This window comes from Acidisarcina sp. (assembly GCA_035539175.1).
In the GTDB taxonomy this organism is placed as follows: domain Bacteria; phylum Acidobacteriota; class Terriglobia; order Terriglobales; family Acidobacteriaceae; genus JANXZS01.
In genome coordinates, this window is record DATLIY010000009.1 from 406,337 (window position 1) to 419,516 (window position 13,180).

A 13,180-nucleotide genomic window follows, 5' to 3' on the forward strand; every position below is an offset into this window, starting at 1 on the left:
TTCTTCTCGGGACCCTGTTATTTGCCAAGACTATTCAGACGGGTACTATTATAGCGGCGTACCGACGAGTTTCGAATCATCTATCCCAAGGAGAAACCCGCATGGCAACCCAATCGATTCGGCTGACGGAAATGGCGCATGGCGGTGGCTGCGGCTGCAAGCTTGCTCCTGCGGTTCTACGGGAGATCCTGGCAAAGATGCCTCAGCCCATTGGGGTCGAACAGTTGCTGGTGGGCACGGAAACCGACGACGACGCTGCCGTGTATCGCATGAACGATCGTCAAGCTATCGTCGCAACCACGGATTTCTTCATGCCGATCGTCGACGATCCACATGACTTCGGTCGCATCGCGGCAACCAATGCGCTGTCGGACATTTACGCCATGGGCGGAACTCCTGTCATGGCGCTCGCGGTAGTAGGCATGCCGGTGGATAAGATGCCGATGAGTCTGGTACAGGAGATCCTTGCAGGAGGAGCATCGGTGTGCACGGCCGCCGGGATCCCGGTGGCTGGAGGACACTCGATTGATTCGCCCGAGCCGATCTATGGCCTGGTCGCAATCGGCATTGTCGATCCAGCCCGTGCGATCCGCAACAGCACGGCACGCGCGGGAGACAAGATTATCCTGACCAAAGCACTCGGCGCAGGTATCTATAGCGCAGCCCTCAAATTACAGAAACTCAGCCCTCCACTCTATGACGAAATGGTGCGTTCGATGACGCAACTCAACTCCGTCGGCGCGGAGATGCGAGAGATACCGGGTGTGAACGCTATGACGGATGTCACGGGATTCGGGTTGCTCGGTCATCTTCTGGAAATGTGCCGGGGAGCACGGCTTGGCGCCAAAGTCGAGCTTGCCGCTTTGCCATTGTTCTCCCACGCTCAGCAAATGGCGGAAGCCGGGATTGGTACCGGCGGCGCAAAGCGGAATTGGAAGAGCTACGGACACGATATCGATCTACCGGCGGATGCACCTGAATGGTGGCGCGGCGTCCTTTGCGATCCGCAGACCAGCGGTGGCTTGCTGATTGCCTGTTCCAGCGACAGTGTGCCGGAGGTACTCGCACTTCTGCGAAGCCGGAACTTCGATCACGCAAGCGTAGTGGGCGAGTTCGCCGCTGCACCACCACTTATCCATGTGAGTTGAGTAGCGCTCCCGCCAGGGGGGCGCATATCCTGCAATCCAACTCGACCTAAACAGCCCACGACACGGTGCCTAAAAATCCGACTATGGGAAGTAGAATTCTCGAGCTGCGATCAAGTATTGCTTGCAAGGTGATACCCTGGGCAAAAGTCACAGCTGCAAGAACAGATGGCATCTTTCTATCGGGCAAGTGTCGAGGAGTTCCTTACACAGAGTGAGCAGCAGGTGCTCGCTCACTTAGAGGTTGCATACGCCAACCGTGGATATACGAGCCAGTATTCAGACCAAACCCTAACATGGGAACGAGACATCCATTCGCTTCGACTGGCGTTGGAACAATGCGTTCGCTGGTCAACTTCTGCGAACTCGTGGGGCCTGCTTCTCGAGTTCTCAATTCCGCGGAAAGAGCTGCGCATCGATACGGTCCTGTTAGTCCGGGATACCGTTGTAGTCCTTGAAGCAAAGACCGCACAAGTCGCACCAAAGGCTAAGCGACAGATTGAAGAATATGCTCTCCTCCTGCATTACTTTCACAAAGCATCTGCGGATCGTCGAATCGTACCGATTATCCTTTCGCCTGAGGCGCCGAAAGCGAATCTAACGGCTCTGAATCAGCGCGAGCTTCTCCTGCAATTACCGACATATTGGGTGGGGCAGGTCTTGCGGATCTCTTGGAATGAACTTTCACAAATACTGATCGAAGTAGACAAACATTCGACGGGACAGCTCGATGCAACAGATTGGGACGACAGCCCCTATTTCCCAGTACCGAACATTATTGAAGCAGCCTTGGCACTCAGAACCGGGCTTTCGATTCGTGAGATTGCACACTCGGAAGCGTCAGAACACGAAATTGAAAGTGTGCGCCAGACCATTCAGGCGCAGGTAGACCGAGCTCGTGCTGAGAATCATTTTGCAATTTGCTTTTTGACCGGAGTGCCCGGTTCAGGAAAAACCTTGGTGGGCCTAAGTCTTGCGCATTCGAATGAAAATAAGGCTGACGCCATCCACTTTATGAGTGGCAATGGTCCGCTGGTAAAGGTGCTGCAACATCTCTTTACCCAGGAGAGTAGGCGAAGCGGTGCGAATGTCGTACAGGCCCGTGCCGAGGCAAAGACTCTTCTGGAAAATGTTCACGTCTTTGCTCGATATTACACAGAAGACAATCCAGGGCCGCCCTCCAACCATGCAATCATCTTCGATGAAGCGCAGCGTGCCTGGAATCGGAAGCAGAACAAGAAGAAGTTTGCACGAGACTACTCAGAGCCGGAGATGCTTCTCCGCATTATGGAACGACATCAGAATTGGGCGGTGGTCGTAGCGCTAGTCGGCGGAGGCCAGGAAATCAACGATGGCGAAGCTGGGCTGGAAGAATGGGGCCGTGCACTAATCGACAGCGCAAAGCCTTGGGTGATTTACGCATCGCCCGAAGTGTTGGAAGGCGGGGCATCCACGGCGGGACATCGTCTATTTGCCGACCTCTCCATGCAGAAACCGGTGCAGACGAGTTCAGCGTTGCACCTACGAACCTCGAATCGAAGTCTGCGCGCAGAACATCTGGCCACATGGGTGAATCGTGTGCTGGAGGGAGACCCCGAGGGTGCAGCATCCTTGCGGATTGGCGAGCGATTTCCAATCCTCCTTTCACGCAATCTCGACGAAACGCGTTCGAAGTTGCGGGAGCAAGGGATCGGCGCAAACCGTTATGGCCTTGTCGGCTCTTCAGGGACCGCTCGCTTGCGTGCGGAAGGGCTGGAGCCAAGCTCCACCTTTCATGCTGAGTATCCTTGGGAACACTGGTATCTGGCAGAATAAACAGATGTGCGCTCGAGCTATCGCTGTGAAGTATTCGCGACAGAGTTTGAGATTCAGGGGCTGGAACTGGATTGGATTGGTCTTTGTTGGGGCGGAGACTTCATATGGTCTGAACCGCTAGGTTGGCAGCTCCGAACGCTACGGCCTGGTAGACAAAGCAAATGGATCGCGATCAAGAACGATGATAAGAGAACCTATCGTCGGAACGCCTACCGCGTGTTACTCACCCGTGCGAGACAGGGAATGATTATCTTTGTCCCCAAAGGGAATCCGGATGACCCCACGAATCCACCAAAAGAGTTTGAGGCCACAGCGCAGTACCTGCTTCAATGCGGCGTAACCTTGTTAGAGCAGCCAGCCCCCAATACAGATACAGCCCACCTACGCTGCCTATAGACAGTGCCAGTGGGCTGCAGAGTGCTTCGACTAGTGGGCTGTCAGATCGCCGCCGCCGAGGTTTTGCTCGATAGTGTTTGTGCCATCCCAATTGCTGGAGAAGCGGAGAATGCCACCGTTGTAGACCGAGATCCCAAGAGTGTCATTGGTGCCGGGTGTGCCGTTATCGTGGAAGGTGAGCGTCAGTGAGTCGTTCCCTTCAATCGAGATCGGATTCAGCGGATCCGTGACATCCTGGATGTTGGCCTTTGCGATGAACGAGCCATAGCCGCCCGCGACAGTGTCTGTGACCCCGAGCGAAGCGATCGAATTGCTCTTGATCTGGTAGATGTGTCCATTGCCGCGAACGACGATGTTGAGGTGCCCCTGCAGGTTCGTCCCGCTCTGGTTGTATTTGACGTTGAAGCCAAGGTTCGTCTTCGCGCCTGCATCACCAGCATACGTACCCATCGAGGCGCCGTTTACCAGGAAGCCGCCTCCACTGATGAAGTTGGTCTGGTTTGGCAGGTTGACCGAGATCGTGAAGCGGCTATCTCCGGCGGTGGGCAGATAATAGCTGCCCGAATCGGCAACTACAGTGATGGTGGGCGTGGCTCCCGTCTGGCTGCTCGGGAACGAGAATGTATAGCTGCAACCGATCGTTCCGACGCGCGTGTCGTCGGTAACGAGCGATGGCTGAAGATTGCTGCATGCCGGCGTGGCAATACCGTCAACCAGGATCTTGAATCGGGCATTCAGAATATTTCCTGGATAAGGATCATAGATGGGCGATGTGGTTGGTACTGCGTTGCTGTCCTGCACGGTGAACGTCAACGGCGCGGTCACCGAGTACGTACTGCTGGATGCGGTGTAGAGCACATACTGCCCTGTATAGGTAAGATTCGAATCCTCTCCAGCAATAGGAAGCGCCGCTGTGTTCGAGCTGCCCACGAAGTCTGCAAGATCGCTCGGCGTAAATAGCGCAGTAACGGTGTGATTTCCCGGAAGCATCGACCCAGCCACGCTCTCCAACAATAGAGCGTTGGAAACCGTTGCCGTGCCGTCAGGTCCAACCAGTTGGGCATCGCCCAATTGCTGCTGGGTGCTGGTCATGTAGTTAAGGAAGAAGCTGACGCTACCACCAACCCCGGGAGATGAAACGGTAGTTGCGGAAACATTGACCACGTCACTGTACTGCGGCGTCGTGGGTGTGACCGTAACTATAGGAACTGCTGTCGGTGCGGGAGTAATTGTGATAGCAGCAGGAGCCGAAGTTCCGGGAGTGTAGTTCGTATTGCCGGCAAAGCTTGCTGTTACCGCATAAGTGCCGACGACGATAGGCGGTGTAGGAGCGGGTCCATAAGCAGTGCTGCCCGTGCCGGAGTAACTTAGCGTCACCGGTGTGAGCGACTCCCCCTTGACGCCGGTGGCCGTGCCGCCACCGTTGCAACCTGACCCGCTGTAGACACAACTACTTCCGGTAGCCGTTACAGTCGGAGTAGCCTGGGAGACAGTTAGCGTCGACGTCGCCGAGGTTGCGGCGTAAGTGCTGTCGCCTGCATAGCTGACGTTGACGGTGTAGGAGCCGACGGCCAAACTTGCGGTCGGATAGTTCGCAATACACGTGAGCGTGCCACTACTTATTGAGCATGTTCCCTGTACTGGGTTTCCGTTGTTGACCTGGAAACTTAGCGACCCGGTCGGGCTCGTGCTGGCGTTGAATGTACCAGTCGCCGTGAGCATCGCCGATGCGGCACCATACGTTATCGCCGCAGGCGATAGACTTACATTCAGGGGATTTGTCCCAATGGTCTGGGGACTCCAGCGATAAACGACAAGATTTGTACCGTTGTAGTCATCCTTCGTCACCACATATTCACCCGTCGATCGGAGATATGCCCGGATGCCATACATCGAATCCACGTCGTTCCCGACGTACACAGTGCTCGGGCTGCTGTTGATGAAAGTAGTATCCAAACTGCCGGTGGTCAGGTTGAAGGCATCGATATTCGGGACGGTGTGCACGTACCCGACAAACAGATAGTTGCCAGCAGCAGCAATGGCCTTCGGATTCGTACTCGTCAACGTGATAACTGGATTCGGTGTAGTTGTATTTCCAGCTTTCCACCCATGGTAGACTTCGACCCTTGTCCCGATTGAAGTCCAGTCTGTGCTTCCTACAATTCGTTGCGCCAGAATCATCGTGTCTGTGTCTGGCAAGTAGATAATGCGGGCCAATACCCCAATACTGGCGGGCGTGGGAGTGGCAATACCTGCTCCCCAGGTTGGTTTTCCATTGCTGTCAAAGCCAAGCAACGGATAGTGCCAGATTGCGTTTGTCTTATCCAAGCCGGCCCAAACATCTCCCTTGCTATCGAGGCAAAATCCATTCCGGATTCTTGCCGTCGTGCCAAACGCTGTACCGGGTATGGAGGCGTCAGGTATAGCGATATATCCATTCGCCTGATTGAAGTGGGAAAAGAAGAAGATATCCGGATTCTGTCCAGCAGCTACAAGGATCTTGTTCGGCCCTACGGTCGCAACCTGGCCAAAATGTTCCCCACGAGCTGGGTCACTCAGGTTAATTCGCGGATCATTTGGATACGTGATCGGATCGATCGTGTTCGCTATGAATTGTCCACCGGCAGTCCCGGTGTAGATGTTGTTTCCACTGTAGAAATAAGCTCCGTCTGTACCTGAATCGGGATCACCAACCGCCTCGAAGTTTAGAGCCTGGAGCTTCCACTGCAGCGTACCAGTGCTGTCGTAAGCGTGAAGGTCCGTCTCGCCATTGCGCCCTAGATCCCAGGTTCCACCCCAGGGATTATTGAGTACGTACAAATTCCCGGTATTGTCTTTTCCAATTCCGACAACTCGTGTGAACCGCTGAGCTCCAACCTGACCTTTGGTCCCAGTCGTCGAGTCGAGATACCCACCCTTAACGCCAAAGGTGCCAGTCAGAACTGGGGTACTCGCAATGTTGTATATCTTGATGTTCATGTCGGGCCCTTGATCGCCAACCATCAGTCGCGTGTTGGGCGCGTCATAATACAGGGCGGATGGACGAGAGGTTGTGCCCATCGGAATTGTGTTTAGCAGAGTTCCAGTTGGACCGAATTCGACGATTGCTCCTGCGCTCATTTGAGCGACCCAGATATTCCCTGCATTGTCCACAGCGAGCGCGCCAGGCCCCTGAACGCTGATATCTCGCTGCCAGACACCCGCAGTTGTAAATACCCGAACTCGATTGCCTGGAAAGTCGCTCGCGTAAAGCAGCGACCCGGACGTTGCCAGTCCAGTGACCACATCTGCATATTTCTGAGTTGTGGTAGCACTGACCGATATAACCAGATCTCGCGCTTTGGTGGATCGATTGTAGCGTCCCACTTTTCCGCTGCCATACGTTGTCGAATATTCCATAGCCGCAAAGAGAGAAGTTGAGTTACCAGTGATGGCACTACCTTGCGTTTCGTTGTGTGTTCCTATGGAACCTATGCTCTGGCCATTCTGGTAGATGGCAATGCTGCCTTCATTCTCGTCCCATGCAGAAGCTGTATATATAACTCCCTCGGGAGCTACCCACAGGGAACGGGCAGCGTTACCCACGTGTGTTGCATTGGTCCCATATGTGTTAGCCACCCAGTCTGTGGTGTACTGCGCACGGCAGATCGGCGCAATAGCAGCCATCAGCACGACAATAAGAAACGCGTTGATTCGTTTCACTAGCATGAGCGAGGTTCTCCTAAGTCACCTGGCGCATTCGCCGGTGACATGTGTGTTCTCTTACCAACCCAAGTCTTTATTTTTTGCGTCGCAGACATGGGCGAATTTCAAAGCAGCAACGGCCTCAAACGAAACTATTGAACTCGGACAAGATCTCTAGTCTGAGTTCCTAATGTCAATCATGTATGAGAAATTTCCAGAGACCGCTAACAGCGTTTTATTTTTTGATAAGCGCGCTGGCGTCCTGATACAACGACGACTTAAAGATAAAGAAACTCCTTTTTCTATAGAGAAGGCTGGTCTTACGCAATAACTAATAAGATCCCGTGCAGATCGGACCGCCGGAATAGCATCTATTGCTACTAGAAATACACGGAGAAGGAGCCGACACGTTGTTTCGCGTGGTGAAATAGATTGCAGCCTCAACCAGAAGGGTAACCAATCCAGATATCCTGTCAGGAACTGCGCCGCCTATACTGAATCGGGTAAATTCTTGTGGCAAAACGCAGCGCCGGCCTGCTGATGTATCGGCAGCGAAGCCGTGGTCTCGAGGTCTTCCTAGTTCATCCTGGCGGTCCATTCTGGGCGGCCAAGGATCTGGGAGCATGGTCTATTCCCAAGGGGGAATACGCAGAAGGCGAGCAGCCGTTACATGCCGCCGTCCGCGAATTCCAGGAGGAGACAGGCGTTGCCGTGCAAGGAAATCTTCTCGCACTGGGCGAGGTGAAACAGGCCGGCGGAAAGATCGTCTCCGTATGGGCCCTTGAGGGTGACTGCAACCCCGGCGATTTGACCAGCAATCGCTGTCAATTGGAGTGGCCGCCGCGAACAGGGCGTTTCATCGAGTTTCCTGAAGTAGATCGTGGAGGGTGGTTTTCTCTTGCTGAGGCGAGAGAACACATGCTCAAGAGCCAGATTCCCTTCCTCGATCGGCTTACGCGGGCATTGAGCGGAGCGGAGTAGACGCGAAGCCGCAATCGAACAGAGCGCGCTACCATTATCTTGGTATGCGATTGTTTGTTGGAATACCGCTGGCGGCAGAAGTTATCACCGAGCTCTCGGCGGTGACGATGCGTCTTCAATCCAACAACGATGGACTACGCTGGTCACCTCCTGACCTATGGCACATCACTTTGCAATTTCTAGGCAACACCGGCGCGGAACAATTCAAATGCGTTGTCGAACAGCTTCGCAAACTGCATCTGCCTCCCGTTCCTATAAAGCTTGAGTTGCTGGACCTTTTCGACCGCGCAGGGATTTTCTTTGTGGGTGTGCGACTGACTCCCGGCCTGCTCTCCCTTCAGGAGCATGTCTGCACCGCAACAAGTCTTTGTGCATTCGTCCCTGAGACTCGCCCCTATCGTCCTCACGTCACCCTGGCGAGAAGCAGAGGCAAAGGCCCGGGACAAGCTTTCCACGCACTGAAGAGCAGGATCCACCACCAGCCCACCTTCACCAGGTTTACCGCTGATGCGTTCCTTCTTTATGAAAGCTTGCCCGCGCCCACTGGTTCTCAATACGAGATCCGCGAGCGGTTTCTCCTCGATGGCGGTTCCCGAGCTGGATCTTAACGCTCCATTCGGTCGCCTCCCCATCAGCCTCATCCATTAGAATGTGGGAGTCTTCCAGCGAGACCTCGCGAGCGGCTTCTCCTGGACTTGTGAACACCGATACTACAACGAAACAATTCCAACGAAGCCGTGACATCAACTTGCTAGCTGCCACGCACAGACAGGTCTCCTCCATGGCGGAACGCCACCGAACGCTGCTCCCAGTCTTCCTCTACTTTCTGGTTGCTGGCGTCGCCACGGTTATGCTCGGACCTATCTTGCCGACCCTCAATGCACGATGGCATTTGCCTGATGCACAGTTGGGGACGCTCTTCGTCGCGTCGTTTGTGGGGCAACTGCTTGGAGCCTGGTTCGCGACGCGGCGCCTGGGATTGAGCCTGCTATGCGGTGCGCTGTGCTCGGCACTCGGATGCCTTGGACTTACTTATTCCGGATTCCTGATCGCCCACGTTGCCTTCTTCGTCATCGGACTTGGGCTTGGCGCTGGGCTGACCGCCGGCAACGTAATCATAGGCACGATCGATGCTGTCGAAACCAGCGCTCCCCTTGCGCCTGAACGTAAACGCTATTCCACTTCCAGGCTGCTGGCGCTGTTGAATATGGGGTGGGGCCTGGGTGCCATTGCATGTCCGCTGCTGCTGCGATGGAGCCTGCATCGGCAGGTCTTCGAAATCACTGAGTCTGGGACGACGGGCAATGCAGCCGGCAACTTGAAATGGTTCTTCCTCCTTGTGATGATTGGCCTGACGATCGCGGCAGTGCTATTCGCTTTTCTGTTACCGAAAAGGTACTATGGCCTTTCATTGGACAGCGGATCTGGTACGAGGCTTCCCTGGCCGACTCTATGGCTTTTTCTTGCCACGCTGTTTCTATATATAGGAATAGAGAATTCACTAGGTGGCTGGCTACCGACCTATGGACAACGCATCATTCCAGGTAGTTTGAGTTCCGGGATTGCCTCCTCGATCTCGTTCTACTTCTGGATTGGCCAACTATGCGGTCGCAGTTTAATGGCCCTTCTGCTCAGAGATGTAAACGAGCGGCGTGCCTATCGCGGAAGCCTGGTGGCGCTCATCCTTATAGTTGGCGTTTTGATTCTGGCACCACATCTTACAGCGCCTATCCTCATCTGCCTGACGATAATCACAGCGATGAGCTTGGCGCCTCTATATCCGTTGGTGGTTTCGTTCATGCTATCGCGCACCGGGAACAACCCAAGGCTGGGCCGCATCTTTGCCTCCGCATCTCTTGGGGGGGCCACATTGCCGTGGTTGACGGGGCTTGTCTCTACCTACTTCCAGGCACTTCGTATCGGCCTTTTGGTCCCAACGTTCGGCGCGCTCATGCTATTGATGCTTTCTTCCCTTCTACCCCATGATCGCGATGAGCAACCCCAGGTTGTAGCCAGACCTTAGACTCGATCAGGGGTGCCTGGAAGATTCGGGCTGTTGCGGATGAAGCAGCGTGATTCCCTTACCTTCTGTAACACGATAGTAGTGATCGGCAGCTATGTTTTCGAATACTTCAGTCTTTCCAGCAGGCCAAAGAATCTCTACTTTATCCAGGTGATCGCGGTTTTCCAAACCAAAATGGATGCGCAGATCGCTCTGCGATAAGTAACTGCCACCACTGTGCACTTCACCTAATTGGACCAGATCTCCCGCAGTTGCCCTGACTCGAGCATTCAGCGCCAAATGATTACTCTTAGTTCCTTCTAACTCAAAGCTGATCCAGTGATTCGCAGGACCTCCCGTGGGACGAAGGATCATCGGACCGCCCGACAAGTTCTCTACCACGATATCGATTCTGCCATCATTGAAGAGATCGCCCATTGCTACTCCGCGGCTCACCTGAGGCGTTTGAATCGCCGGACCGGCGAGTTGACTTATATCCTTGAAAGTACCGTCTCGCTGATTCAGAAACAGCAGCTTGGGTTCTCGATAGCTTGCATCCAGATGGGCATTATCAACCTGCGGATAGACATGACCATTGACGAGGAAGAAGTCCTGCCATCCATCATTATCAAAATCAAAAAATCCATCTCCCCAACCAACATACGGAGCTGTCCTTCGCGCAAGGCCAGCATGCGCAGAACTATCGGTGAAGGCATTGTTTCCATCATTCCGAAACAGAGCGGCGTATTCATGATTGAAGTGCGACACAGCGATGGAGAAGCGCCGTCCCGTATTGAGATAGTCTCCCAGGGCGACGCCCATATTTGCCTGTTCTGATCCGTCATCGCTCAGCGCAACGCCAGCCGTCATTGCAATATCTGTGAAGGTGCCATCGCCGTTGTTGTGGTAGAGATAGTTTGTCTCTCCGTCATTAGTTACAAAAAGATCGAGGCGGCCATCGTCATCAAAATCTTCCCACACCGACGTCAGCCCAAAATACTTTTGGGGATCATCAACCCTGGCCTTCTTCGAGACATCCGTAAAGGTTCCGTCGCCGTTGTTGTGGTAAAGGTTGTCGGGAGCTCCCTTTAGACCTCGCGGCCCGCACTGAACATCAATCCCCTCGTACTTGCATGTTTTACTTGAGCCAAAAGCAGGAAGGTCATCCAGATGAAAATCAACGTAGTGCGAGACGAACAGATCCACCCAGCCATCCCCGTCGTAGTCTCCGAAGGTTGCACCCGTAGCCCATTGTGTATCGTTGCTTAAGCCTGCCTGCCGTGTAACATCCTTAAAGGTCCCATCATGTTGATTGCGGTATAACACTACGCCGCCGAAACATGTCACCAAGAGATCGGGCCAACCATCGTTATCGTAGTCTCCCACGACCGCGCCCATAGCCCAGCAGGGATATCCAACTCCAGCCTTTTCCGTGACGTCGGTAAACGTACCATCATGATTATTGTGATAAAGAGCGCTGCGCGACTTCTTTCCGGAGAGAGCCATCTGAACGCTTTGCGCATTGGTGAAATAAATATCCGGCCAGCCATCGCGGTCGTAGTCAATGAGCGCCACACCTCCACTCATCGATTCGACAATATATTTTTGTTCGGGTGATGACTGATGCTGAAAGGTAATTCCGGTGGAGGCAGTAATGTCTACAAGCTCGGGTAGTTGTTGTTTTCCTCGATCAGCAGTGGATGGACGCTCCGTGGAACTGTGCGAGCTTCCGCTTTGCTTTCTGCCAAATTGTGGATCTTCCTTCTGTGGCCCCATGCCGCTTTGCGCGAAGGATGGAATGCACGTAAGGAGCGCCGCAAGCAGCAAAGCCCATGCACTCATGCCGCGAACCTGTCTCTCGCGTGCATGAGTTAGAAGGCTCTTTGAGTGCTCACTTCTCGGCATCGGGAACTGCATCCTTGGCATTTGCCGGCAAGCGCATTTTCTTATATGCCTCGCGCAATTTTTCCTTCATCTCCTTGTACTTTTTGTATTGCTCAATCTCGCGCTCTGCATCGGCAGTGCGTCCTGCATGACGATAGAGAGTGCCGAGCCGGAAGTGTGCAACAGCACTGGTTGGATCTAGCTGTACGGCATGCTCCAGCAGCGGGAGAGCTTTATCAGACTGCTGATTCGCGACATATATCCGGGCAAGCCCCAGCATCGCGTCTGTGTCATCCGGCCGCAGTTCGAGAGCATGCGAATAATGCGCGATCGCTAGTTTCTCATCGCCATGCTTATCCGCAAGCTCTCCCAGCTTGCACTCTGATTTTCCATCGAATGGATTCGCAGCCAGAGCGGCTTTGTACTCGATCTCAGCCTCTTTATGACCAGCCTCCGTATCCAAAGAATTCAGAATCTCCGCCAGCTCAAAATGAAGTCCGGGTAACTTCGGATCGATCTTGAGAGCTTCACGGAAGTTAGCAATCGCGGCTTGAGTATCCCCCTGGCGAGCTAACTCATGCGCCATCATCTGATGTACCTGGGCAGACTCCGGATCGGTTATAGCTAAGGACAATCCCGCTTCGCCTGCCTGATCCGAATAGATGCGATAGGCCGCGTAAAGGATACTGGCATTGGCAGGGTCTAGGGCTCGGAGAACGGATACTGTAGTCGCTGCTTTGTCTAGGTCTCCGGTAGCCGTGTAACTCTCAATCAGCTCCAGGCCGACTTCGGTGCGTATCTTGGTTTCCGATAACTGTGGGAAGGCTGCTTCCAGATCGGTACGACCAGCCTCGTCCTCCCCTGTCCTCCGTTCACACATGCCGAGCAATGCCTGTATCTTCCATAGGCCTGGATGCAGCTTGAGGGCATCCTGCAGATGAGGAAGAGCATTCTTGTAGTCCTGGCGAAAAAACAAAAGTACACCGAGGTTTGCCTGGGCATCGGCATTGGCTGGGTCGAGCTTGACCAGCGCCTGCAGTTCGGGTATCGCGAGGTCAGGCTTCTTTTCGAGAAGCAGAGCCTGCGCCTTTCGCGTATGCAGGTCGATCTCACGCTGCTTGTCGCCGGTTGCCTGCGCAAAGCACAGTGCGGAGCCCAGCAGAATACCGATTCCAGTGATTACGAGGCGATATTTTCGAGTCATCACATTCAAATCATATACACGCAGATCGCGGAGATCGATCTCCATAAAAAGGAGAGACGGCAATCTCTT

Annotated in this window: 7 protein-coding genes and 1 pseudogene; 5 read left to right on the top strand and 3 right to left on the bottom strand. The window is 54.1% G+C overall.

Going from position 1 to position 13,180, the window contains the following annotated elements; translation table 11 throughout:
* Positions 1–101 precede the first annotated feature (101 nt).
* Positions 102–1,148, top strand: a complete 1,047-nt coding sequence (gene selD / locus VM554_13415) for a selenide, water dikinase SelD (protein ID HVJ09372.1) — start codon at positions 102–104, stop codon at positions 1,146–1,148.
* A gap of 165 nt (positions 1,149–1,313) precedes the next feature.
* Positions 1,314–3,356: pseudogene (locus VM554_13420) on the top strand (DNA/RNA helicase domain-containing protein).
* A gap of 30 nt (positions 3,357–3,386) precedes the next feature.
* On the opposite strand, the gene VM554_13425 reads toward VM554_13420, so the two are convergent.
* Complete coding sequence (locus VM554_13425; GenBank protein ID HVJ09373.1) at positions 3,387–7,064, bottom strand: Ig-like domain repeat protein; 3,678 nt, start codon at positions 7,062–7,064, stop codon at positions 3,387–3,389.
* A gap of 489 nt (positions 7,065–7,553) precedes the next feature.
* Here VM554_13425 and VM554_13430 point away from each other — a divergent pair, with 489 nt between their 5' ends.
* The 3 genes from VM554_13430 (at position 7,554) to VM554_13440 (ending at position 10,044) form a co-directional block, all read left to right on the top strand.
* Positions 7,554–8,021, top strand: a complete 468-nt coding sequence (locus VM554_13430; protein ID HVJ09374.1) for an NUDIX domain-containing protein — start codon at positions 7,554–7,556, stop codon at positions 8,019–8,021.
* A 44-nt stretch (positions 8,022–8,065) separates the two neighbouring features.
* Positions 8,066–8,629, top strand: a complete 564-nt coding sequence (gene thpR / locus VM554_13435; protein ID HVJ09375.1) for an RNA 2',3'-cyclic phosphodiesterase — start codon at positions 8,066–8,068, stop codon at positions 8,627–8,629.
* A 173-nt stretch (positions 8,630–8,802) separates the two neighbouring features.
* The gene (locus tag VM554_13440; GenBank protein ID HVJ09376.1) at positions 8,803–10,044 is read left to right on the top strand and encodes an MFS transporter; all 1,242 of its coding nucleotides are present in this window, start codon (positions 8,803–8,805) and stop codon (positions 10,042–10,044) included.
* Between the two features lie 6 nt (positions 10,045–10,050).
* Here VM554_13440 and VM554_13445 read toward each other — a convergent pair whose 3' ends face one another.
* Both VM554_13445 and VM554_13450 read right to left on the bottom strand, forming a co-directional pair.
* A complete protein-coding gene (locus VM554_13445) occupies positions 10,051–11,865 on the bottom strand; it encodes a CRTAC1 family protein (protein ID HVJ09377.1) in 1,815 nt (604 codons plus the stop codon).
* A gap of 49 nt (positions 11,866–11,914) precedes the next feature.
* Positions 11,915–13,174, bottom strand: coding sequence for a tetratricopeptide repeat protein (locus VM554_13450; protein ID HVJ09378.1), 1,260 nt, complete (start codon positions 13,172–13,174; stop codon positions 11,915–11,917).
* Positions 13,175–13,180 lie beyond the last annotated feature (6 nt).

Excerpts from the sequence above, each read along its gene's own strand:
- thpR (HVJ09375.1), top strand. The coding sequence starts at position 8,066 with ATGCGATTGTTTGTTGGAATACCGCTGGCGGCAGAAGTTATCACCGAG.
- VM554_13425 (HVJ09373.1), bottom strand. The coding sequence starts at position 7,064 with ATGCTAGTGAAACGAATCAACGCGTTTCTTATTGTCGTGCTGATGGCT.
- selD (HVJ09372.1), top strand. The coding sequence starts at position 102 with ATGGCAACCCAATCGATTCGGCTGACGGAAATGGCGCATGGCGGTGGC.
- VM554_13440 (HVJ09376.1), top strand. The coding sequence starts at position 8,803 with ATGGCGGAACGCCACCGAACGCTGCTCCCAGTCTTCCTCTACTTTCTG.
- VM554_13445 (HVJ09377.1), bottom strand. The coding sequence starts at position 11,865 with ATGAGTGCATGGGCTTTGCTGCTTGCGGCGCTCCTTACGTGCATTCCA.